At 44.4% G+C, this 20925-nt stretch carries 27 protein-coding genes; 11 read left to right on the top strand and 16 right to left on the bottom strand.

The annotated features are described in order from the left end of the window. Positions 1-47: 47 nt before the first annotated feature. Positions 48-923 (top strand): helix-turn-helix domain-containing protein, encoded by an 876-nt coding sequence (locus tag AC0L13_RS00640; RefSeq protein WP_473642915.1) that lies wholly within the window; start codon positions 48-50, stop codon positions 921-923. A gap of 60 nt (positions 924-983) precedes the next feature. Here the strand turns inward: AC0L13_RS00640 and AC0L13_RS00635 are convergent, their stop codons facing one another. From AC0L13_RS00635 to AC0L13_RS00625, 3 genes are all read right to left on the bottom strand, one after another. Beyond that, positions 984-2093, bottom strand: coding sequence for a DUF4179 domain-containing protein (locus AC0L13_RS00635; RefSeq protein WP_473642913.1), 1110 nt, complete (start codon positions 2091-2093; stop codon positions 984-986). Beyond that, positions 2090-2656, bottom strand: coding sequence for a sigma-70 family RNA polymerase sigma factor (locus AC0L13_RS00630; RefSeq protein ID WP_473642911.1), 567 nt, complete (start codon positions 2654-2656; stop codon positions 2090-2092). Before AC0L13_RS00630 ends, AC0L13_RS00635 begins: the two co-directional genes overlap by 4 nt. Positions 2657-2828: 172 nt before the next feature. Continuing rightward, entirely contained in the window at positions 2829-3677 is an 849-nt protein-coding gene (locus tag AC0L13_RS00625) for a VOC family protein (protein WP_473642909.1), read from the bottom strand. Between the two features lie 103 nt (positions 3678-3780). On the opposite strand from AC0L13_RS00625, the gene AC0L13_RS00620 reads away from it, so the two are divergent. Continuing rightward, the gene (locus tag AC0L13_RS00620; RefSeq protein ID WP_473642907.1) at positions 3781-4098 is read left to right on the top strand and encodes a winged helix-turn-helix transcriptional regulator; all 318 of its coding nucleotides are present in this window, start codon (positions 3781-3783) and stop codon (positions 4096-4098) included. A gap of 106 nt (positions 4099-4204) precedes the next feature. Here the strand turns inward: AC0L13_RS00620 and AC0L13_RS00615 are convergent, their stop codons facing one another. From AC0L13_RS00615 to AC0L13_RS00600, 4 genes are all read right to left on the bottom strand, one after another. Continuing rightward, a complete protein-coding gene (locus AC0L13_RS00615; RefSeq protein ID WP_473646793.1) occupies positions 4205-4540 on the bottom strand; it encodes a L,D-transpeptidase in 336 nt (111 codons plus the stop codon). Between the two features lie 229 nt (positions 4541-4769). Next, on the bottom strand, positions 4770-5291 hold the full coding sequence (locus AC0L13_RS00610) for a P-loop NTPase family protein (RefSeq protein ID WP_473642905.1): 522 nt from the start codon (positions 5289-5291) through the stop codon (positions 4770-4772). After that, complete coding sequence (locus tag AC0L13_RS00605) at positions 5288-5863, bottom strand: nucleotidyltransferase domain-containing protein (RefSeq protein WP_473642903.1); 576 nt, start codon at positions 5861-5863, stop codon at positions 5288-5290. Before AC0L13_RS00605 ends, AC0L13_RS00610 begins: the two co-directional genes overlap by 4 nt. A 98-nt stretch (positions 5864-5961) precedes the next feature. Beyond that, a complete protein-coding gene (locus AC0L13_RS00600) occupies positions 5962-7011 on the bottom strand; it encodes an ATP synthase beta subunit C-terminal domain-containing protein (RefSeq protein ID WP_473642901.1) in 1050 nt (349 codons plus the stop codon). Positions 7012-7197: 186 nt separating this feature from the next. Between AC0L13_RS00600 and AC0L13_RS00595 the strand changes: the two genes are divergently transcribed. Beyond that, positions 7198-7338, top strand: coding sequence for a hypothetical protein (locus AC0L13_RS00595; RefSeq protein ID WP_473642899.1), 141 nt, complete (start codon positions 7198-7200; stop codon positions 7336-7338). 160 nt (positions 7339-7498) lie between these two features. Further along, positions 7499-7690, top strand: a complete 192-nt coding sequence (locus AC0L13_RS00590) for a hypothetical protein (protein WP_473642898.1) — start codon at positions 7499-7501, stop codon at positions 7688-7690. Positions 7691-7758: 68 nt separating this feature from the next. On the opposite strand, the gene tatC is transcribed toward AC0L13_RS00590, so the two are convergent. Genes tatC through AC0L13_RS00570 form a run of 4 tightly spaced genes read right to left on the bottom strand, consistent with a single transcriptional unit; the run spans position 7759 to position 11336 of the window. After that, entirely contained in the window at positions 7759-8628 is an 870-nt protein-coding gene (gene tatC / locus AC0L13_RS00585; RefSeq protein WP_473642895.1) for a twin-arginine translocase subunit TatC, read from the bottom strand. A 12-nt stretch (positions 8629-8640) separates the two neighbouring features. After that, positions 8641-8838 (bottom strand): twin-arginine translocase TatA/TatE family subunit, encoded by a 198-nt coding sequence (gene tatA, locus AC0L13_RS00580; RefSeq protein WP_060205402.1) that lies wholly within the window; start codon positions 8836-8838, stop codon positions 8641-8643. Positions 8839-8856: 18 nt separating this feature from the next. Next, on the bottom strand, positions 8857-10569 hold the full coding sequence (locus AC0L13_RS00575) for a GMC family oxidoreductase (protein WP_473642893.1): 1713 nt from the start codon (positions 10567-10569) through the stop codon (positions 8857-8859). A gap of 14 nt (positions 10570-10583) precedes the next feature. Further along, positions 10584-11336 (bottom strand): gluconate 2-dehydrogenase subunit 3 family protein, encoded by a 753-nt coding sequence (locus AC0L13_RS00570; protein WP_473642891.1) that lies wholly within the window; start codon positions 11334-11336, stop codon positions 10584-10586. A 129-nt stretch (positions 11337-11465) separates the two neighbouring features. Between AC0L13_RS00570 and AC0L13_RS00565 the strand changes: the two genes are divergently transcribed. Both AC0L13_RS00565 and AC0L13_RS00560 read left to right on the top strand, forming a co-directional pair. Further along, positions 11466-12497 (top strand): PQQ-dependent sugar dehydrogenase, encoded by a 1032-nt coding sequence (locus AC0L13_RS00565; protein WP_473642889.1) that lies wholly within the window; start codon positions 11466-11468, stop codon positions 12495-12497. A 67-nt stretch (positions 12498-12564) separates the two neighbouring features. Further along, positions 12565-13383 (top strand): flagellin N-terminal helical domain-containing protein, encoded by an 819-nt coding sequence (locus AC0L13_RS00560; protein ID WP_473642887.1) that lies wholly within the window; start codon positions 12565-12567, stop codon positions 13381-13383. Positions 13384-13427: 44 nt separating this feature from the next. On the opposite strand, the gene AC0L13_RS00555 is transcribed toward AC0L13_RS00560, so the two are convergent. Then, on the bottom strand, positions 13428-13823 hold the full coding sequence (locus AC0L13_RS00555; RefSeq protein ID WP_473642885.1) for a hypothetical protein: 396 nt from the start codon (positions 13821-13823) through the stop codon (positions 13428-13430). Between the two features lie 210 nt (positions 13824-14033). Between AC0L13_RS00555 and AC0L13_RS00550 the strand changes: the two genes are divergently transcribed. After that, positions 14034-14234: a CsbD family protein gene (locus AC0L13_RS00550; RefSeq protein ID WP_473642883.1), complete on the top strand. Its 201-nt coding sequence runs from the start codon at positions 14034-14036 to the stop codon at positions 14232-14234. A 51-nt stretch (positions 14235-14285) separates the two neighbouring features. Here the strand turns inward: AC0L13_RS00550 and AC0L13_RS00545 are convergent, their stop codons facing one another. Beyond that, on the bottom strand, positions 14286-14783 hold the full coding sequence (locus AC0L13_RS00545; RefSeq protein WP_473642881.1) for a general stress protein: 498 nt from the start codon (positions 14781-14783) through the stop codon (positions 14286-14288). A gap of 136 nt (positions 14784-14919) precedes the next feature. Between AC0L13_RS00545 and AC0L13_RS00540 the strand changes: the two genes are divergently transcribed. Then, the gene (locus AC0L13_RS00540) at positions 14920-15147 is read left to right on the top strand and encodes a hypothetical protein (RefSeq protein WP_473642879.1); all 228 of its coding nucleotides are present in this window, start codon (positions 14920-14922) and stop codon (positions 15145-15147) included. Between the two features lie 116 nt (positions 15148-15263). On the opposite strand, the gene AC0L13_RS00535 is transcribed toward AC0L13_RS00540, so the two are convergent. The 3 genes from AC0L13_RS00535 to AC0L13_RS00525 are packed head-to-tail and all read right to left on the bottom strand — an operon-like array spanning position 15264 to position 17142. Then, positions 15264-16046 (bottom strand): ABC transporter permease, encoded by a 783-nt coding sequence (locus AC0L13_RS00535; protein ID WP_473642877.1) that lies wholly within the window; start codon positions 16044-16046, stop codon positions 15264-15266. Beyond that, positions 16043-16945, bottom strand: coding sequence for an ABC transporter ATP-binding protein (locus AC0L13_RS00530; protein ID WP_473642876.1), 903 nt, complete (start codon positions 16943-16945; stop codon positions 16043-16045). The genes AC0L13_RS00535 and AC0L13_RS00530 overlap by 4 nt, the downstream gene beginning before the upstream one ends. Continuing rightward, on the bottom strand, positions 16942-17142 hold the full coding sequence (locus AC0L13_RS00525) for a PLDc N-terminal domain-containing protein (protein ID WP_473642874.1): 201 nt from the start codon (positions 17140-17142) through the stop codon (positions 16942-16944). The genes AC0L13_RS00530 and AC0L13_RS00525 overlap by 4 nt, the downstream gene beginning before the upstream one ends. Before the next feature lie 221 nt (positions 17143-17363). Between AC0L13_RS00525 and AC0L13_RS00520 the strand changes: the two genes are divergently transcribed. The 3 genes from AC0L13_RS00520 to AC0L13_RS00510 all read left to right on the top strand — a co-directional run bounded on the left by AC0L13_RS00520 (position 17364) and on the right by AC0L13_RS00510 (position 20874). Continuing rightward, the gene (locus tag AC0L13_RS00520; RefSeq protein ID WP_473642872.1) at positions 17364-18500 is read left to right on the top strand and encodes a TIGR04053 family radical SAM/SPASM domain-containing protein; all 1137 of its coding nucleotides are present in this window, start codon (positions 17364-17366) and stop codon (positions 18498-18500) included. Further along, complete coding sequence (gene hemG, locus AC0L13_RS00515; RefSeq protein WP_473642870.1) at positions 18493-19920, top strand: protoporphyrinogen oxidase; 1428 nt, start codon at positions 18493-18495, stop codon at positions 19918-19920. The genes AC0L13_RS00520 and hemG overlap by 8 nt, the downstream gene beginning before the upstream one ends. A 66-nt stretch (positions 19921-19986) precedes the next feature. After that, positions 19987-20874 (top strand): EamA family transporter, encoded by an 888-nt coding sequence (locus AC0L13_RS00510; RefSeq protein ID WP_473642869.1) that lies wholly within the window; start codon positions 19987-19989, stop codon positions 20872-20874. Positions 20875-20925 lie beyond the last annotated feature (51 nt).

Genomic DNA, 20925 nt, shown 5'->3' with positions numbered 1-20925 from the left:
ATCGGTGTACTCACCTACGCTATACTTGTGCTAAAGGGGGAGGGTTCATGGAAGACGAACAGATCATTCAAAGAACTGTTGAATGGATTGAAGAAAATCTACATGAGGACATCCAACTGGCGGACGTAGCTAGTTTTTCCGGTTATTCAAAGTTTCATTTCCATCGGATGTTTCAATCTGTTTTGCATATGAGTGTGGATCAATACATTCGTACACGTAGATTGGCGGCATCGGCTGTTTTGTTAATTCACTCGGATGAACGGATCCTTGATATTGCCCTTAACGCTTCATTCAGCTCCCAAGAAGCGTTCACCCGAGCGTTTAAAAAAACTTACCATTTAGCACCAGGTGAATACCGAAGAATTATGAGAAGCATTACATTCAAACAAGAGGAGGAACTATTTATGCAGGAAATGAAAGGATGGTTTTTAAGCGGAAGCCACCCGAATCATTTTAAGATGGGGATTGACCGACAAGTTGTCCATACAGGAAAGGCTTCAGGTTATCTCCAATCAGAATTTGTGACTGGAAATGAAGAGTTTGCAACGATGATGCAGCAATTTAAAGCAGACAAGTATATTGGCAAACGCATAAAGTTATCATGTTTTCTTAAATGTGAGGACGTAGAACTATTTGCAGGCGCATGGATGCGTATCGACAATAAGCTAGAGGATGTGCTGCAATTCGATAATATGAGCAATCGCCCTCTAAAAGGGACACTCGATTGGAATTACTATTCTCTCGTCCTGAACGTTCCAACCGACAGTATGACCATCTCGTTCGGGGTGCTTTTGCAAGGGAAGGGAAAGCTGTGGGTTAACCAATTTCAATTTGAAGAAGTTCCGGAAACGGTCCCCACGACAAATTTGGAAGTAATGCCCGAACTGCTTGATGAACCAGTGAACCTATCATTTGAGGAATAGAAAAACGGACCGAGGCACCGCAAAGCGCCAAGGTCCATTTTTCTGTACGGCTTCCAACTTTTACTTCACTAACTCAACAACAATGTCATCCAGTTGAAACTCTTCACTACCCTTTCCTTCCTTCGTTGGAATGGCGATCACACTCGTCTCTCCGTCTTTCGAAATTTCAACGCCGCCATGATTCTCAGACGTGTATTCAACTAATCTGGCTGAAGGTGTAATGATAAGCTTCGTCGCGTCAGGATCGAGCTTTTTAAATGTCTTGCTCCAGCTCATCTTATTTTCAGTGCCGAAGCCACCGTTTCCATCGCCTGCGTATTCGTTGCCCAAGTCATCTTCAATTTCAATTTCAACATCGACACCATGCCATTTGTCGAGCACTTCTTTGGAGACCAATTGATCGTAATAAACGATGAAAGACATCGGTGTTACCGTTATTTTATCAATGGATACGGTAACGCCATTTTGTTCTGTCCCTTGATCAACGAGTTGCACTTCATTGTCGGACGCTTGTAATGAAAGGGAAAAGTTCCAGTTCCCTCTGACCTTTTCTTCTGTGCCGTCAATTGAAATGCTACCCACTTTCCATCTCACTTTCACAGCATCCAGATCTCTCTCATCCAATCTGCTGCCCGTAATCATTCCGACGTATTGATTTTCACCCACTTTAGAAATTTGATCGCTTCCCGAACCACCACTTGTTTCTTTTATATCCAAGTAGCCGTCGATGAGCGGTCGATCACCCAAATCCTGCTCGCTTTCAATCGAATAGGTCAATAAAACGGTTTTCCCATCGTAAATCGCATCATTGATTGTAATTTTCACACCGTTGCTTTCCTTCGTCAAATTTACCGTATTTGAATATTCCTGATAATTATCGTAGATTCCTGTTCTCCCATTGTCCAGAAACCTAAAAATATCGCCGATAATAGGGACATTCCCCGCATAGGCGGGAAAGGCAATGCCAAGTGCGGAAACTGATAAACCACCTATAACGACAGCCGCAGCGACTTTCATTTTCCAACTAGGTCTCTTCCTCTTTTTGCGTAGTGCCATTTTTACTTCCTTTTTCACTTTTGCCTTATCAAACTCGCTAATTTCTATTTCCTCAACTTCACTTTCATCGACATCCAGTTCATTCAATAGTTGATAAATATCTTTTTCCTTCATAATACAAAACCTCCCGCGCCCAAATTCTGTGCCTCTTTCAATAATTTCTTTTTTCCTCTGAACACCCGGTTGTCAATCGCCGTTATGCTTAAGCCGGTTTTTCGGGATATATCCGCCGTCTTGTACCCTAAGAAAAATTTCATTAAAAAAATGTCCCGATCAAGCGGTTCAAGTTGGTTGATGAGCGTAATCAATTCAGTTTTATCCTCTGTTCTGATCAATTCGTCTTCTACCGACAGTTCGGCATTCTTGTCCATATGTTCGGAGGAAACTTCCATTCGCTTCGCCGCCCTGCGATAGTAATCAATTGATTTGTATTTCGCAATCGAGCAAATCCATTTCCTGAAATCCGTTGAATCCCCGCGGAATTTGTCCGCATTGTCCCATATCGACAGGAAAATATCATTGACGCATTCATCCACTAGTCCTTCATTTCCAAGCGGAGATAGCACTTTGTGTGTGATGCCCTTTATTAATGGCAAATAAGTATCAATGATGAATTCCAACGCGTCTTCTTTTTGTTTCTGCAATCGTCGTATAAAATTTTCACTAGTAGACTTCATTTACAGTTCCCCTTATTTGTTGTAAAAGCTTTTACACCCTATACAACGAGCCAAAAAATTTTTTCTCTCTATGTACACCACTTTTTTCTAGTTTACCAAATAAAAAAAACGATTCCCCGCGACGTGGGAATCGATTTCTTTTATTGTTTTATTTCATAGCAATCCTCAAATATTATTGATGAATGCGCAAGACAATTCCATTTCCTGCCGGATCTTCCGTCACAAAATGTTCTGCTGCTGATTCAACAGTTGCACTAAGCCCTTTGATTCTCTCGATTGCCGTATCCAATGTCGATTGGTCAGGATAGACAAGCGTGAATGCTTCGAGTCCGGCACTTTCTTTAGACGGACGAGGTGCGCCTGCCCCGTTCCACGTATTCATTCCAATATGATGATGGTATTTACCTGTCGACATGAACAAAGCTTGTGGATAAGGAGTGACTACTTCAAACCCTAGCGCTTCGTAGAAAGCTTGCGACTCAGCGAGATTTGCGACGTGCAAATGGACGTGCCCCATGATCGTGCCTGCAGGCAGGCCATCCCATTCTTCATTTCCACTTGCCATTACGACCCCTTGTGCATCAATCGGGTCCGTGCTCATTCCAACAAAACCGTTCTGCCATGTCCACGCTTCCGGTTCACGGTCGCGGTAAATTTCAATTCCGTTCCCATCAGGATCTGATAAGTATAGCGCTTCGCTCACGAGGTGATCTGAAGCTCCAAGGCGTACTTCGTTCCTTGAAAAATGTTTGATCGCTTTTCCGAGATCTGCACGCGTCGGCAACAATAGTGCGAAATGATAAAGACCTGTACGTCTCGCCTCTTTCGGAAGAATATGCTCCGGTTGTTCGAGGACAAGCAATGGATTTTGGCCATCTGCAGTCAATACAACTCGGTTCTCTCCTTTTTCCAATACGCGGAATCCGATAGTTTCCGTATAAAAACTTGTCATTTTGTCTAGGTCAGTCACATTCAAAACGACTTCCCCTGTATATATATATGGTGGTTGATGAAATTTCATATTTATTCCTCCTTGTAAGTAACTTACTTTATGTAACTAACTTTATATGTTATACTATACTTTGTCAACATATAATGATTTTTACATGAAAGGATTTTGGCATATGAATGAATTCGAGCTTTGTCCTCGCTTCGAAAAAGCCGTGTCTATATTGAGCCAACGGTGGACCGTATTGATCTTATATCAGCTCATGTCAGGTCCGCACCGTTTCTGCACGATGACTGAAAAATTGGGAGTGAGCGGGAAAACATTAACGGAACGATTGAAGGATTTGGAGAAGCGCGGCTTCGTCGTTCGTAATGTGTATCCCGAAACGCCGGTGCGCATCGAGTATTCATTGACGGAGAAAGGGAAGTCTTTAACGCCGATTATGAAAGAGATTGAAGAGTGGTCGAAGGAATGGGTTACAATCGAAGAATAGAATGAGTTTCAAAGGAGAAAGCGACTTATAGAGCGACGGACCATCTGCTATGAGCGCATGGTTACTTTATCAGTAAAAAGCCGGCTGCAAACTAGCAACCGACTTTTCATCTATGGATTTTTACCGTAGTCCCTAGCAACACGAGTGAGGACAGCTCCAGGACATCTTTGTTATGCATGCGGATGCATCCATGCGACACATTTTTCCCGATGGATGAAGGATTATTTGTTCCATGGATCCCATAATGGGGTTTGGACAGCCCCATCCAGAATGCACCGAACGGACCGCCTGGATTCAGCTGTTTATTAATAATTCTAAATGTCCCCTGTGGTGTAGCCGTCAACATCTTCCCTACGGCGATCGGATATTTTTTCAGTAATTTTTTTCCTTCATACAATTTTAATTCGTGTTTACTGATAGAAACATCAATCCAACGCATCAGCTTCCCGCCTTTATCAAAAGAATTGTTCTTATAAGATACGGGCGGGAAACCGGATGCTTTGGGCGCTTAATAGCTTACATTGGACGAGGGAAGGGGAGCTTTGGACGTCCTCCTGCTAACTTTGGTCGTGGGGGGAATCCCTTTGGACGTACAGATAGCTGCTTTGGACGCATAGATGCCTACTTTGGTCGCGAAACGACTTGTTTTGGACGCACCGCTACTTTCATTTTCATTCGCACTTAGGAAAGGTTGCTAAAAATCCTTCAATTTGTGCGGATGACTTCAAATGATGAACTGTCTTTCCTTCATTTGCATACCTTTGCATCCGTTCAAGCATTTTCTTCTTCCGGCGATGGTACGTTGTTACGATGAATTTTATGAATGCCCAATCGATTTTTTCAGGACAGCCTTCCGTCAGGTCTTCCCGGGTTTTTCCGTGATATTGAATCCGTCGCTTAACGACCCGGTAAAGACAGACACGCAATGGCAGTTCCAAATAGATGACCGTGTCGGCATGAGGTTCTCGAATATCAATTGTAGACGTGTAGTTGCCTTCGATTATCCATTGATCACGTTCGACAATATCCCGTTGTGCATCTGAAAATTCCTTAGCGGGTGCTTCGATCCAGCCGGGTTTCCAATACAATGTATCGAGATGCGTGACCTCGATTCCCGACAACTTCCCTAATGCGCGTGCGAACGTCGATTTACCTACTCCTGCTGAAACGCCAATGACCATAACACGGTTCATTCCACCACTCCTTGCAGTAGGGGTACCCATTCATGGTGAGGTACATGAATTTCAAGTGCATCCATGAGCCATTGCTGATCTCCTCGGCTCAGCAATTCCTTCACAGTATGGAAATCTGTATGGTCCTTCTCTCGCGGATTTTTCGCTTTGTATAGAAGGACGACGACCGGATGTAAATAAGGAATGCCTTCTTTGGAAATCAAAAATAGGGTTGAGGTTGGGTAAGTGATTGACGGGTTCCGTCTAAATATCCATCGTTCATTTTCCACTTCATTCAGCAACACTTCCAAGCTCTCTCCCGTTCGGTTAACACCGTGCAATTCATGGATCGGCAGGCTCAACGTCTCCGATTCCCAATTCACGAGCTCCCCCTTCACCGCTTTTTGAAAGGACCAGCCGACTAATGCATCTCGCATCTCATGTTGATCTTCCCGAAGGATCGCAATTTCAATATCGGAATGGTCCCGAGTTTGATCTCCCACAAACAGATCAATTGCCCAACCGCCCGCAATTCCCCAAGGACGGTCATAGCCACTCATCCACTCCGCCACTTTTCGACATGAACGCAACATTTTCATCCCCCCTCATAAATTCACGCAAAAAAGGAGCGACACAGTCACTCCTCGTAAACCTCATTTTATCTGAACGTTGAAATTCTTACAAACTATTTTTACAATTCCCCGATATAGCTTAAACTTCCAACATCTTGTGAATCAAATGACCCGTCTAATATAGCCTGCACATCTTTCAATGTATCCTGAAGACTAACGGATTTGCCCTTTTGCCCCGTGAACTCTTCCGCTACATAGAACGGCTGAGTCAAGTACGCCTCTAAACGCTCTCCACGTTTATACGTTTGCGTTTCGGAAGCTGGCAGCTTCTCTTCCCCGCCCACAGCAACAAGTGAACGCAATTCCCGATAACGCCGTAATAGCTTTTGTGCTCTTTGTTGAATAAAGAAATGGTTTTGATCCATATGTGAGCCTTCCAGTACAGATGAAGTGGAAGCAATCGGATTTACTGCCGGATATCGGTGCCTTGCTGCCAAATCGGCGTCGAACTGCCAAAGCGTTTCAAGTGGACCGTATGGAAGTTCCTCGTCCACTGCATCTCCCGTTAAATCCAATAGGAACGTAGTGACAGCTTCCATTCCGATTTGCTGTAAGCGCTCTTGCAACTCATAAATTCCACCAGCTACTACATGACTCTTGTCTGCTGCAAACGCAATGTCCTTTTCAACGCCGAGAGCTGCCATTTTCTCATACGTTTCGTCAATCGTTTTCGTTGTAACGTCCACATTTTCCAATATATCTTCCAACTCAGGAAAATTCCCCTCGGGCATTAATAGGAATGTCGTATACCCCTCGCTCTTTAACCGATAAAATAATTCACTCATTACAACAAGTTGACCCATTTGTTTCCGAGCGACGAGCCCGACTGTCCCACCTTTCGCTAATGGTGCGAATAAATCCAATGCTTTAATCTTCGTTTCAATCATTTCGATCTTCTCCCCCCGGATTATCAATTCATCCAAACTGCATTCCGCCAGATCCGCAAGTGCCACAAGCGTTCTTACTTCCGACTTTCCAACTGAAATCTTTCCTGTACACAAATTCGAAACGGTTGCTGGCCGAAGACCGACTGCTTTAGCGGCGCTCGTCAAGTTCGGCACTCTTCTCCTCAATAATGAAACATTTAACCGAAGATTGTCTCTTTCCATATTTTTCACCCCTTACTTTGTATAGTAATTTATTTTACATCTTAAAGCAATATAAAGTTACTCTTTAACGTAATTTATTTTTCGGTCGAGAAGAGATTTACTGAATTCCTTTTAAGTGGATAAAAATTACGAAGTAGGGCATCTTAACTTTGATCCAAAAACCAATGTGAGGAAGGTGACGTTTTTATGAATAAAATGGCGATAGCAGCTTTAGGGATTGGAGCGGCATTTCTCATGAGGAATAAAAATGTCCGAGGAAAGCTAATGAAACAATTCGAATCGCTCGCAGAACCATTCACCTCAAAAAATGGATCAACTCGTTCATAAAAATCTTTCTCATGGAAAAATCGGCATCCTTTTCGGATGTCGATTTTTTAGTGCTGATAATGGAGCCCTCGTGCAAAACGACAGACTAAGAAACTCCTTTGTTTAGACTCTTTCAAATCGGGAAAGTAGACTATAAGCAAAAAATTAGGAGGCAACAATTATGAATAAAAAAATGGCATTAGCCGCTCTTGGTTTAGGCGCAGCGTATTTGATGAGAAACAAGGATGCGAGAGGTAAACTATCAAAGCAATTTGAATCATTCGGGTCCACACCGATGAGAGGCGATAAAAACTCCCGCACGTCCACTTCCGCTAGTCGGAATAAAGGACTGTTGGGTGGTCTTTTCAACTGAATCGAATGAAACATTAAAAGGAGAGGTCGCATCTATGAGTGCGGCCTCTCCTTTTTGGTGAAAAATAATTATTCATTGACCGCGACTTGACGTCTTTCCATGTAAAGAACGATGAAAATGCTCGCCTCATACAGCAAGATCATTGGAATAAGGACGATGAGCTGGCTGACGAAATCGGGCGGCGTAATCAAAGCCGATACGACGGCTAAAATCAAATATGACCATTTCCTCACTTTCCGCAAAGTATCGGCTGTCAATACGCCAATTGCAGCTAAAAACATGGCGACAATCGGCAACTCGAACAAGAGCCCGATCGGCATCGTCGTCATGAGCAGAAATTTGGCGTATTCCTGAGCCGACACCATCACATTGAAGTTCATCGCTCCTAACGATATGAGGAAACTATAGCTCAATGGATTGACGACGAAGTAGCCAAACGCCAATCCAGCGAGGAACAAGAAAAACATGACCGGCGAATATAGGCTTAGAAACTGCCGTTCCTTCGGGTTTAGTCCCGGCTTTACGAATTGCCATAAAAAGTGGCATAGAAACGGCAGCGATAGCCCGAATGCCAATGCAGTCGAGATGGACATGTAGAAGACGACGACTTCCATCGGTCCAAGGACAATCAATTCATGCCCTCTTGTAACAACGGGAAACCATAGATTGACTGTCGCGAATACACCGATAAAAAAAGTTACAAATACAACTGCACTTTTAATGAGCTGTTTGCGTAAATCAGTGAGATGTTCGACTAGTGGTGGGTCCCCGCTTATCGTTTCCTCTTCTTTCACTGCCGCCATCTCTTTTGTAGTCTCCGCTTCGACCACAATCACTTTCTCCGTTTCTCCTTCTCCAACAAGCTCATTTTGTTCTGTCATATTCTTTTTATCAAGCGGGCTTAGAATCTTCCGCTGTTGATCACCATAAGGATCCATGTCTCCACCTACTTATGAATGATCCGTTTTATTCGAAGGTTCCTTTTTGACTTCCTCATCATCCAAAATGTCGCGTGCGGACTTCTTGAACTCTGCCAACGTCTTGCCTACTGCCGATCCGACTTCCGGTAGCTTGCGCGGTCCGAAAAGGATGAGGACAATGACTAAGATGATAATCAACCCCGGTACGCCAATACTCGCTAAACTCATAGCGAAATTCTCCCTTTCTTAAACGAGAGAGCCTCCCGTTTTGCTGTACTTCTGAATGGCTTCTGCTGTGCGGTACGCTAATGCTCCGATTGTGCCTGTCGGGTTATAGCCGCCATTATGCGGGAAGTTCCCCGCACCGACGACAAACAGATTTTCCGCGTCCCAATGCTGCAAATATGTGTTAACAACACTATTAGCGGGATCTGTGCCCATAATTGTTCCACCCGTATTATGTGTCGTTTGGTAAGGAACTATGTCATAGTCGGAAATCGGGTTTCCAGGAACTACAGTTTTCGCGCCCATTTCTTTCATAATTTCCGCGATCCGGTCTGTAAGGTACTTATGCATATTCCGATCCTGTTCGGTGAAATTGTACGTCAGCTGCAATAGTGGAACACCGTATGCATCCTTATAGTCAGGGTCAAGCGACATATAGTTTTCTTTATGTGGCATGGAAGCCCCTTGGCCTCCAATCGATAACATTCGAGTATAATTCTCAATGGAAGCCTTCTTGAATTCTGCTCCCCAAGCTGGTACATCCGGTGGAACCGGGTTTGTCTGTATCGGCCTATATCCTGGTTGCGTAAGTGAAATGCTCGCCCCGTGAATGAAATCAAGATCGGAATGATCAAAACTGTCGCCATTGAAATCATCAATCGTCATACCTAAAGCGCCTGCACCCATGAACACATTCATCTGCTCATCGAAAAATCCGGTCACTCCCGGCAAAATTTGATAGCCATAGTTTTTGCCTAAAGTTCCTCTTCCCGTGTCAGGATTATATTGTTCGCCAATTTTAGAAACCATAAGCAATTTTGCATTATTCATCACATAGCTTGTTAAGACGACGACATCTGCCGGTTGGATAAACTCCTCGCCGGATTGCGTATCTATATACCTTACACCAGTCACTTTATTGCCGGATTTCAGGACTTCAACGACGTTGGCGTGGAATGTCACATCGAAATTTCCTGTTTTCATTGCTGTCGGTACTACAGTAATTTCAGGTGATGTTTTTGCCCCATATTCACAGCCGAACCTTTCACAAAACCCACAATATTGGCAAGCGCCGATTGTTTGGCCGTCCGGGTTTTCGTATGCCTCTGACAGATTTGCTGAAGGCAACATGTACGGATGATAGCCCAAGGATGAAGCGGCAGTTTCAAACTTTTTCAGAATCGGTGTCCTCTTCATCGGAGGGGTCGGAAAATCATTCGAACGTTTCCCCGCGAAAGGATTTGTATTTTCTCCTGAAATGCCTGATGTCTTTTCGAATTTATCGAAGTACGGCTCCAATTCTTCGTATGTGACTCCCCAATCCTGCAGCAAGTAATCTGCTGACAGTTTGTTTTTTCCGTATTTTTGCTCGGTCATTGTCTTAATTTGAAAATCGTACGGCAAGAAGCGGAACGTATGGCCATTCCAGTGCGTTCCAGCACCACCGAGATTTTCACCAAGGAGGAATGAACCCAACTGCCGCATCGGGAGCGCGCGCATTTTACGATGATTGCGGAACGTGATCGTCTCCTTCGACAAATCTTGCATCAACTCGTAGCGGATTGCATAACGATATTCGTCATGTATCATTTGATAATCAGCCGTGCCCCGAGGTTTTCCTCTTTCCAAACCGCGTACTTTCATTCCCGCCTTTGCGCATTCAGCTGCGATGATGCCTCCCATCCAACCGACTCCGACTGTTACGACATTCACTTTATCCAACGTTTTTGCCACTTGTTATCCCTCCGTCAGTGCTGCATCGTACTAATTGATTTTGGTTCGATCTTTTGAAACTTTTCATCTTCAATCATATTGATATACGCGAACTGGTGGCCTGGGAATCCTTTCATCCTCCAGCCGTCCATATTGTTGTTTCCGTTGTAGATCGGGTCAGCATATGCACCTTCCAATGTCGCTTGCCGAAGAACACGGAAAAAGAATTCAGAAGAAACACCCTTCATCTCCACTTCATTTTTTTGGAATGCAGTGAGGATCTCATCCATTTGACCGCCATCCAGATCAACAAACGGTTTTTGGTAGCGTTTTTGCGCCTCTTCCTCAAACTTGGCAATTCCTTGTCTGAACATCTCGGCACGCGTCAGTCTGCTCTGGTAGCCTTGCGTCGCTTCTCCTGCGAAAAACGGGCCTTGCATATATTCCCGTGAATTACTGCCGTAACTTCCGGCCAATTGGTTGTCTATAAAATAGGGCACGCCAAGGCCGATAGCTCCTGGTCCGAGATCATCCTCCGGGAATATTCGCTCAACCGCCTGTGAAAGCACATTGAAATCAGCATGATTCGTAAAGAACATCAAGCCTTTGACCGATGTTACATCGTGATTTTCCTCATTCTGCGTCCCGCTTTTCGTTTGTACTCCGTCTTTATTGACGTTGTAACCAACAAGACCACCAATCAGTCCTCCCCCTACCAATGCTCCAGTGGCGATTCCTGTCGTTTTTAGGAAATCGCGTCTCGACAAACCTTTTTGTTCTTCAGCCATATTGTTTCCTCCTCCCTGTATATGTCATCTAGCATGTCCGTTTTCTTATGCGTTTCATACAAGTTGAGCAATAATTATCCAATTACGGTATATTGTTTAAAACAAATCTTTTGGAAGGAGGTTTTTCTCATGAAACGTTTCTTGTTTATTATGATTCTCGTTGTATTGGCAGGTTGTTCATTGAACGAAAATACGACTACCTCCACTACTCTTACAGAGCGACTGGCTACACAATTGGATTCCCCATGGTCCATTGCGTCAGACGGCGATCGTTTTTTCATTTCAGAACGGAATGGGGCGATTGTGAAGGTGGAGGCGGATGGCAATACAGTACGGGAAGAAGTACATCTCTCCGCCCCCCTATCGGATGCTGCGGAGGCGGGGTTGCTCGGTTTTGTTCTTCAGGATGATTTTGATGAATCAGGCCTCGCCTATGCATACTACACATACGACGCGGAAGGAGCTCCTATCAATCGGATTGTAAGGCTGCAGTACGATGCGGGGGAGTGGAGGGAGACGGACATCCTTCTGGACGGAATCGAGTCGGGGCCAGTCCATCATGGCGGGAGACTTGCAATTTCACCGGAAGGAACCCTACTTGCCACGATTGGTGACGGGGCAGCTCCCGAAAATGCACAAGATCCGGAATCACCCAACGGAAAAATCGTGGAGCTACAGAAAGATGGCAGTTTCAGCATTGTTAGCATGGGGCATCGGAATCCACAAGGGCTCGCCTGGAATTCGGACGGTGAACTTTATTCCTCAGAGCATGGACAGTCCGCAAATGATGAGATAAACAAGATTGTGCAAGGTGGGAATTATGGTTGGCCAGAAATTGAAGGAAATGAAAGTAAGGAAGGCATGTATTCGCCTTTGCTTACTTCCGGTGCAAACGAAACGTGGGCACCTTCCGGGATGACATTTCATGACGGTTTGCTCTATGTCGCTGCGCTGCGCGGGGAAGCAATATTGGTGATCGATCCAGAGCGTATGGAAATTGCAGACAAAATTGATGGGTTCGGCCGGATTCGGGACATCTATTCCGATGGTGAATCGCTGTTCTTCATTACAAATAACACGGATGGCCGTGGGAATCCAACCGAATCGGATGATATTTTATATAAAATCGGCTCGCACGAGATGACGGTTATTTTAGAATAAGCGTCAGATACCCTTAAAGTTTTCTGAAATATTCCGATACGAATAATAAGAGGAAAGGAGGATATAATTGCTCGGTAATTGGAATACGATGGGGTTGAATATCCTGCGCAATATGACTATGCATAATAATCAAGTTATGCGATCGATGGAGAGGCTCTCTTCCGGTATGCGCATCAACAGAGCTGCAGATGATCCCGCAGGTTTGGCTATTTCCGAGAAGATGCGCGCTCAAATTCGCGGGCTGCAAGTGGCACAGCGTAATATCCAAGATAGTATTTCATTGTTTCAGACGGCAGAAGGCGCGTTGAATGAATCTCACGCTATGCTTCAGCGCATGCGCGAACTAAGTGTTCAGGCAGCAAATGACACGTTGACAGATGCTGATCGTGAATTGCTCAATCAGGAATTCCAGGAGCTTAAAAAGGAGATTCAACGCACATCGACAGATACGGAATTCAATACGAGGAAATTGCTTGATGGGTCCAGTTCATCATTCAAAACACAAGCAGGAGCGAATGCAGGACAGTCGATCGAATTTTCTATTGGCAATATGGGCATTGACGCTCTTTCACTGACGGATGCCTCTATCGCCACCCGTGAAGATGCCGACAAAGCAATAGCTTCAGTGGATAAAGCCATACAGACCGTTTCATCCGAACGTTCCAAAATGGGCGCTTACGTGAATCGGTTGGAACATAGCTATAATAATGCACTGACAATGGAAGAAAACCTGACTGCTGCCGAGTCGCGAATTAGGGATGTCGATATCGCTAAAGAAATGCTGGCGCTGACGAAAGCAAATATTCTTCTGCAAGCCAGTCAGTATATCCTTTCCTTGCATATGCAACAAGCTCAATCCGTCCTTCAGCTGATTAAACAAACGTAACAGGCTGTCCGATAAGAAACTTCACTTTACGGACAGCCTGTTCTTCACTTCTCAAATCCTAAAATAGGAACGCGGTCTTCCAAGATGGTAACTTCTTCTATTGGAAGATCAATACGAAACTCATCTTTTCCATAAGGGCTGACCGCAACTTTCTTTTGAGCAAATGGATTATTCGTCACAAGCATCGCCATGCCGCTCTCCTTCTCATAACTCTCCAACGCAAAGCGATAACCCGATAGCATCGCATAGGGAAACACTTCATAAGCGTCTTCCAATTCCTCGGTGCTAACTTCCTTGAATAAATGTCCATTCGCGCCCATTTCGACAAACCCTATTTCCTTATCTTCCGGATTATCGGATTGCAAATAATATGTACGTCGTTGGGATACGATGGGATATTCTTTACCGTTCCAAACTGCAAAACGACCTTTTCTTATCATTCCATCTCCTCCAAGAAATGCTATTATGTACGTTTCTATTATATAAATCTGTGAAAAGTAGGGACAGGTAAGTTTAACCAAATTTTCGACATAATTCACAAGGACTTAACACTCTTGCCAAGTTAGAACTTTGGGCTGTCCTGGTCTTTACGTTTGCCTTTTTCCCTATCGGGTATTTAAAAACTACTACTCTTTGAGGAGGTTTTTATTATGAAAGACAACAATTACTCAGACAAGTTCAAAGGCGCGGTTAATAAAGCCAAAGGTGAAGTAAAAGACCAATTAGGTAATGCGACGGATGATGCAATGCTGCAGGCGGAAGGCAAATTGGACAAATTGAAAGGTGAAGCACAACAGGAAGTCGGCGAATTCAAGGATCGTTTTGGCAATTACAAAAATCAGAAGCGTTAAAAAGGTATATGGTGGGCTGTCTCCTCAGGACAGGGAGACAGCCTTCCTTCACTATAGATTGTCGGTATTAATTCGTGGAACAGAGTCTCCATATTCATCTTTCGGCTCTAATATATCATCAGCGGGCAACATAGTTTGCCTATCGATCATTGTTGCTCGAATATCCCTTTCTGTATCCTCGACTTCTCCGCTTCCACGTCCCTCAATCGATACATCAGGTTCAACATTGTCAACAAAAATCGCGATGCCTCCATCTTTCATCTCATTATAAATAGTATCTGCTTCCTGTCTGGAGAAGCCCATCTCTTCGAATATTTTTTGCTGCTTCGGCTGATTGTCAATAAACATTCCTTTGAACCGATCAAGAAAGTTCTCTGCTTCCCTCCCATCCAAAGCGACAAACGTTTGCCTGCGCAATTGTGCAAGATCGTCATCCGTATTTGCGACAGCGTGTATTTGGTCTTCTGAATAGCCCTGTGAGGTCAGTTCCGTAATCTTATACAATGCCGCGTCAATTTTATTCAACGTACCGACGTATCTTTTTTCCACGCTAAACACTCCTTTTCTTTTGTTTTCATTACTCTACCCCTAGAAACCATGGAAAACACCTTTCCATGAAATATGCGCCATGTTTAGTCTCAATGAATCGCGTGAATAGAATAAGAACAGAAAGGAAGTGCTTTCATTGAATAAGAAAAAAACTTTTACTTCAGAGGATCGGAAAGACGCCGAAGGCTCATTCATGGACAATCCGGAAAACTTGCCGACTGACAAGGAAAGCATCTACGATATGCACGAAGATATGCAAAATGTCGATCCAATTCCATTAGAGGATGTAAGATTGGAAGAATATGAGGAAGAACATCACCATAAAACAAAAAGCAGTTCGTCCAGCGAAGAAAAATATAAATAAACACAAAAAAGTAGAGGTGGAATACTGTGAAATTCCAATCCTCTACTTTTGTCGTCACCTGTCGATATTCCCCGGGAAATGTCAGTAAACTTCAATTACGCCCTGTCTAATTCCTGTTATACTAATGTCTTTGCTGCATTCTTTTTCGACATATACATTCCGAAAAGGATAAGCAAAATGATAAGGGCAACCGTCAACCCGACGCTCATCCAATAGGCTGATTGCTCTCCAGATGCGCTGAATGCATATGATGCGTATGTGCTCAACTTCCACGGGGTCACTGTCCAGTATGCGCCGACGACTCCGTCGATGATTTGGAAAACGAGCAGGACTAAGATAGATAGCCCGGCAACCCCTCCCGTAGACGTCCACGCACTGAATGCAAGAACGACTGTCACAGCGAAAACCAACCACAAACTATACGTTCCTAAAAACGTAAAGACTTCCCCTGCTGACACTGAGTTGAATAAAATTTGAATATAATACCACGCCGCGAAAAAACCTAACCAAACGCTAGCTAATACAATTGCATTGACGACTACCCATTTACTAAGAAAATATTGTCCAAACGACATAGGACGCACGTATAGAAGCGTTGCAGTACCAGTTTTCCGCTCACCTGAAATGGAACCCATGAAAGCGAGGATGATAACAAGGATGCCGATTGTCTGGTATTGGCCCATCAATGAGACAAAAATATCTTCCCCTCGGAACTCCGGCCAAGCAAAATTCGTCCCTTCCGGCAAGTTGCCGACACTCTTCATAATTTCAGGAAGGAAATGATTCGTGACCGGCTCGAGCACTCCAAAGATGACAAACACGATTGGAATCCAATACAGCTTGAAGTTACGGACATTTTCACGCCATTCCTTGCGTAGCAATACACTGAAGCTGCTCATTCCCCCATCACCACTTTCATGAAGATTTCTTCCAAGCTTGCCGTTTGCAATTCCACCTTCCGAATATGAAGGGCTTCTGCATGCAGCAATGCGATAACTTCAGATGTGCCTATCTCTTCCTTCAAAGCATCAATGGACACTTGCTTCTTTTCCGCTTTAACTTTCCATGGTGACAGTGCAGTAAACCGTTCTGCTTCTTCGACTGATCCAAACTCGATAAGAATGCGTGGGTTGGCGTATTTCTCTCGGATGGAATCCAGCGATCCATTTTCGACAAGGACACCTTTCCGAAGGAATAGCAGCTGGTCTGTCATTTCTTCTGCATCGTTCAAAATATGGGTTGAGTATAAAATTGTCGTTTTCTGTTGTAGTTCCTTCAACAAGTTCATCACTTGCCTTCGTCCAACAGGGTCAAGAGCTGATACTGGTTCATCTAACAAGAGCAGCTCCGGTCCGTGGACAATCGCCTGTGCCAATCCTAGCCGTTGCTTCATCCCTCCAGAAAACGTTCCAGTTCTTTTCTTCATAGCATCTCCAAGACCGACAAACTCGAGCGTCTTCTTCGCTTCCGCTAATGCTTGCCTTTTCTCAACTCCGCTCAACACGGCAGCCATCTCCGCGAATTCCAGTGCAGTCAACCAAGGAAAGAACTTTGGATACTGCGGAAGGTAGCCGATGGAAGACCGTATATCCGGCTTCGCCTGCCCCTGGAATAAAATCGAACCACTTGATGGCGTAACAAGTCCAGCAAGCATGGACAGCGTAGTCGTCTTTCCCGCCCCATTCGGACCGATCAATGCTGTAGAAGTTCCTGGCTCCAATTCGAATGAAATCGAATCTGCGACTTTATGACTTCCATATATCTTTGTTAGATTATTCACTTGCAGCAATTGCGTCATTCTTGCCGCCTCCCAAAAATGAAATACAAAATTGATCCGATGATGTTCCCTAGTAATATGATGAAAATCCACATGATGAACGGCCCATTCGTCCGCTGATGCCGTATGATATCGACTAGAGCGACTACCATCAAAATCAGTTGAAGTACTAGTATCGGCAAAATAAGATTCCAAGGTATGTTTGCAAGTTCAGACATGAACGTCACAACCTCTCCCTTTGTTATATACCAAGTATAACACCCCTGTTATATATTGTACATAACAAAATCCAATTATTTTTTGAGGATCTCATTTTGACTAACTAGATGTGACGAATATCACAGCAAACAGTGATCCCTTTTCTTATGATGGTGGGGAAAGAAATCCTTCTCATTCTTATGAATCAAAAAGTCACAACTATAAAGTAGGAGTGCTATTTATGAATCTTTTATTCAAGGATCGAAATTTTCAACATGAAAGGGACTATGATAAGTATCCTTTCATCGTCATTTGGGAAGTTACACGTGCTTGCGCTTTAAAATGCTTACATTGCCGTGCCGAAGCACAATACAAGCCAAATCCATGGCAATTGTCGTTTGAAGAGGGAAAAAAGCTGATTGACGAAATCGCTTTAATGGATAATCCGTTATTCGTCTTTACTGGCGGCGACCCTTTAATGAGACCTGACTTGTTTGAACTCGCCAAGTATGCAATCGAAGAAAAAAACCTTCCAGTATCGATGACGCCTAGCGCCACTCCAAAAGTGACACGTGAAGCAATCCGTAAAGCGAAGGAGGTCGGGTTATCACGCTGGGCCTTCAGTTTGGACGGCTCCTGTGCAGAAATCCACGATCACTTCCGGGGAACAAAAGGTTCCTTTGATCGGACAATGAAAGGAATCGAGTATTTAAAAGAACTGAATATCCCGATACAAGTGAATACAACTATCTCTAATTACAATCTTCATGATCTCGAAGCAATTGCCGAAAAAGTGAAAGACATGGGAGCTGTTCTTTGGAGTACATTTTTCCTCGTACCGACAGGACGCGGCCAGGAAAAGGATATGATCAGTGCTGAAGAACATGAGAAAGTGATGAAATGGCTGTATCAAATACAACAAACAATGCCTTATGGAGTTAAAACGACCGAGGCTCCGCACTACAGGCGTGTATTCCTTCAGGAAGAACAAAATGCTGAAAGTAAAATGGATGAGAGGGAATCAAAAAGGAAAGATGTATTGGGCAGAGCGCCAAAACCTGTGAATGATGGAGATGGATTCGTCTTCATCAGCCATATCGGTGAAGTTTATCCAAGCGGCTTTTTACCCGTTTCTTGTGGAAATATCCGCGAGCGGTCTCTCACAGATATCTACCAAAACTCTCCGATCATGCGGGAATTACGCGACAAATCTCTCTTAAAGGGCAAGTGCGGCGTTTGTGAATTCAATAAAGTATGCGGGGGATCTAGGTCTCGAGCATTTGCAATGACAGGTGATTACTTAGAAAGTGATCCTTCTTGTTCCTATATTCCAAAAGCTCTTCGAAAAAATGAGCTTGGGGTGACAACATATGAATAATGGCCGAAAACATATAGTTGTCCTTGGCGGCGGAATTACAGGGCTTAGTGCTGCCTACTACGCAAAGAAATTGTCGGAGAAACGGAATATCCCGTTAACAATTCATGTCATCGAAAAAAGCGGCGTATTGGGAGGAAGGATTCAGACAGTTGAACGGGATGGCTTCATTATCGAGAAGGGGCCGGATTCTTTTTTATCAAGGAAACTACCAATCATTGAGTTATCCAAAGAGCTTGGACTGGAGGATGAACTCGTCGGCACTAACCCGAAAGCTAGAGCTAATTATATATATTTGAACAAAAAGCTACACCCTATGCCATTGGGACTCGTTCTAGGAATCCCTACAAAGCTGACTCCATTTTTAAAAACCGGACTCATTTCCCCCATGGGAAAAGCACGTGCCGCCATGGACATATTCATGCCAAGAAAAACCGGATCCCAAGATGAATCACTCGGACATTTTGTTGAACGACGTCTAGGGAAGGAAGTGCTGGAACATATTACGGAACCACTGCTTGGCGGAATTTATTCCGGTAATGCCCGAAAGATCAGTACGAAAGCTACATTTCCACACTTCTTGGCACTCGAACGCAAACATGGCAGTTTAATTAAAGGGATGCTGAAGGGCAAACAACCCTCCGTTGAAAGCCATCAATATCCCGAGATAGCCAAAAAAAGCATGTTCTTGACATATAAACACGGTATGCAAACACTTATAGACCGATTGACCGAAGCGATGAAGGACGTTCATTTGCTCACGGATTGCAGTGTCGAATCTATTTCGGAAATAGATCGCCAATATACCGTTCAACTAAGTACAGGAGAATCAATACGAGCAGACGGTCTCATCATGGCCCTTCCCTCTTCGGAGGCAGCAAAGCTACTGCGGAGCGAGCCGGGCACTACGTGGCTGCATAAGATCAACTACGTATCCGTCGCCAATATCGCACTGGCATATGACGCAGCCACAATCCCCAATCCGCTGAACGGAACCGGGATTGTCATTCCCCGCAAAGAAGGAAAAGATCTCACTGCGTGTACATGGACCTCCTCGAAGTGGAGCCATTCAGCACCGAAGGATAAAGTTCTGCTGCGCTGCTACGTCGGAAACGAACAAGCGCAAGATTGGGTCGACTTGACGGACGACCAGTTGCTGCAAAAGGTCCAGTCCGATTTGAAAGAAATTATGGGCATTACCGCGAAACCGCTCTTTCATGAAGTGACAAGAGCCGTTAAAGCCATGCCGCAGTATCCCGTAAATCATGTCGAGGAGCTTGCAGCCGTTCGACAAGCATTGCAGCAGACAAAGCCTGGAGTTTTTCTTTGCGGGGCTGGATATGAAGGTGTTGGGGTCCCGGATTGTATCCTACAAGGAAAACAGGCGGCAGGTGACGTATTGGATTATTTGAAATTCATATGAATTGTGTCAGTCTCCCCTGTTATTTCCTGTCCATGTTATACTATTGCGTGGACTGGAGGATGTATGATGAAACCTTGGATGTATCCGCTGTTCGTCATTCTTGGAGCGTGCAGCTATGGAATTCTTTCTACGATCATTAAATTGGCCATTGCGGACGGGTATACAGCACCTCAGGCAGTGACAAGCCAATACTATACCGGCTTTCTATTAGCCTCACTCATTTATCTTGTTGTCCGTCGAAAGCTTCCGAAGTTCGGCGGTGGTTTTACGCTTGTGATTGCCGGTACACTAACGGCAATCACAGGAACAGTTTATGGGAAAGCCGTCAGTTTAATGCCCGCTTCCCTCGCTGTCGTCATGCTTTTCCAATTCACTTGGATCGGCATGCTTTTCGACTGCATCGCTCGCCGGCGCCTGCCGAAGCGAATTGAAGTCATTTCATTACTGTTTTTATTCGGAGGCACAGTTTTTGCAGCAGGCGTCCTTGATGCAGATCTTAGCGGCATTCCATGGCAAGGATGGGCTTGGGGAATGGCAGCGGCTGTCAGCTTCTCTGCATTCCTCATGGTGAATCAACGCCAAGTAGAGGGGATGGACATGCTGACAAGGCTACTGTTCATGTCTTTCTTCGCTGCTCTCGCTATCACTTTTTTCCAAGAGCCTCAGATCATCTGGGACGGTACATTGATAAACGGCTTATGGGTATACGGCTTAATTTTAGGAGTGTTTGGCATTATCCTGCCCATCCTTCTATTCTCTATCGGCATTCCAAAAGTCGGTACGGGAACGGCATCGATTCTAAGCGCGATCGAGCTGCCAGTTGCCGTCACTGTGTCGATGCTTTTATTGCATGAGCATATGACCATTTTACAGCTTGTAGGCATTGTGATTATCTTAGTCGGCATGACATTGCCTAGCGTCGCCAACCGAAAAATACGATTAAAGAATGCTTAAGATTGTTTCCACATCACTCGGATCAGTGATGTGGTTTTTTTATTGTGTCGA

This window comes from Sporosarcina sp. QA0331, from assembly GCF_055808055.1.
Note: the sequence above shows the minus strand (reverse complement) of the source record. Positions and strands in the feature narration are given on the sequence as shown.

Excerpts from the sequence above, each read along its gene's own strand:
- AC0L13_RS00590 (WP_473642898.1), top strand. The coding sequence starts at position 7,499 with ATGAATAAAAAAATGGCATTAGCCGCTCTTGGTTTAGGCGCAGCGTAT.
- tatA (WP_060205402.1), bottom strand. The coding sequence starts at position 8,838 with ATGAGTTTAGCGAGTATTGGCGTACCGGGGTTGATTATCATCTTAGTC.
- AC0L13_RS00600 (WP_473642901.1), bottom strand. The coding sequence starts at position 7,011 with ATGGAAAGAGACAATCTTCGGTTAAATGTTTCATTATTGAGGAGAAGA.
- AC0L13_RS00620 (WP_473642907.1), top strand. The coding sequence starts at position 3,781 with ATGAATGAATTCGAGCTTTGTCCTCGCTTCGAAAAAGCCGTGTCTATA.
- AC0L13_RS00520 (WP_473642872.1), top strand. The coding sequence starts at position 17,364 with ATGAATCTTTTATTCAAGGATCGAAATTTTCAACATGAAAGGGACTAT.
- AC0L13_RS00625 (WP_473642909.1), bottom strand. The coding sequence starts at position 3,677 with ATGAAATTTCATCAACCACCATATATATATACAGGGGAAGTCGTTTTG.
- AC0L13_RS00570 (WP_473642891.1), bottom strand. The coding sequence starts at position 11,336 with ATGGCTGAAGAACAAAAAGGTTTGTCGAGACGCGATTTCCTAAAAACG.
- AC0L13_RS00550 (WP_473642883.1), top strand. The coding sequence starts at position 14,034 with ATGAAAGACAACAATTACTCAGACAAGTTCAAAGGCGCGGTTAATAAA.
- AC0L13_RS00595 (WP_473642899.1), top strand. The coding sequence starts at position 7,198 with ATGAATAAAATGGCGATAGCAGCTTTAGGGATTGGAGCGGCATTTCTC.
- hemG (WP_473642870.1), top strand. The coding sequence starts at position 18,493 with ATGAATAATGGCCGAAAACATATAGTTGTCCTTGGCGGCGGAATTACA.
- AC0L13_RS00610 (WP_473642905.1), bottom strand. The coding sequence starts at position 5,291 with ATGAACCGTGTTATGGTCATTGGCGTTTCAGCAGGAGTAGGTAAATCG.
- AC0L13_RS00635 (WP_473642913.1), bottom strand. The coding sequence starts at position 2,093 with ATGAAGGAAAAAGATATTTATCAACTATTGAATGAACTGGATGTCGAT.
- AC0L13_RS00535 (WP_473642877.1), bottom strand. The coding sequence starts at position 16,046 with ATGAGCAGCTTCAGTGTATTGCTACGCAAGGAATGGCGTGAAAATGTC.
- AC0L13_RS00555 (WP_473642885.1), bottom strand. The coding sequence starts at position 13,823 with ATGATAAGAAAAGGTCGTTTTGCAGTTTGGAACGGTAAAGAATATCCC.
- AC0L13_RS00530 (WP_473642876.1), bottom strand. The coding sequence starts at position 16,945 with ATGACGCAATTGCTGCAAGTGAATAATCTAACAAAGATATATGGAAGT.
- AC0L13_RS00510 (WP_473642869.1), top strand. The coding sequence starts at position 19,987 with ATGAAACCTTGGATGTATCCGCTGTTCGTCATTCTTGGAGCGTGCAGC.
- tatC (WP_473642895.1), bottom strand. The coding sequence starts at position 8,628 with ATGGATCCTTATGGTGATCAACAGCGGAAGATTCTAAGCCCGCTTGAT.
- AC0L13_RS00525 (WP_473642874.1), bottom strand. The coding sequence starts at position 17,142 with ATGTCTGAACTTGCAAACATACCTTGGAATCTTATTTTGCCGATACTA.
- AC0L13_RS00640 (WP_473642915.1), top strand. The coding sequence starts at position 48 with ATGGAAGACGAACAGATCATTCAAAGAACTGTTGAATGGATTGAAGAA.
- AC0L13_RS00605 (WP_473642903.1), bottom strand. The coding sequence starts at position 5,863 with ATGTTGCGTTCATGTCGAAAAGTGGCGGAGTGGATGAGTGGCTATGAC.
- AC0L13_RS00565 (WP_473642889.1), top strand. The coding sequence starts at position 11,466 with ATGAAACGTTTCTTGTTTATTATGATTCTCGTTGTATTGGCAGGTTGT.
- AC0L13_RS00630 (WP_473642911.1), bottom strand. The coding sequence starts at position 2,656 with ATGAAGTCTACTAGTGAAAATTTTATACGACGATTGCAGAAACAAAAA.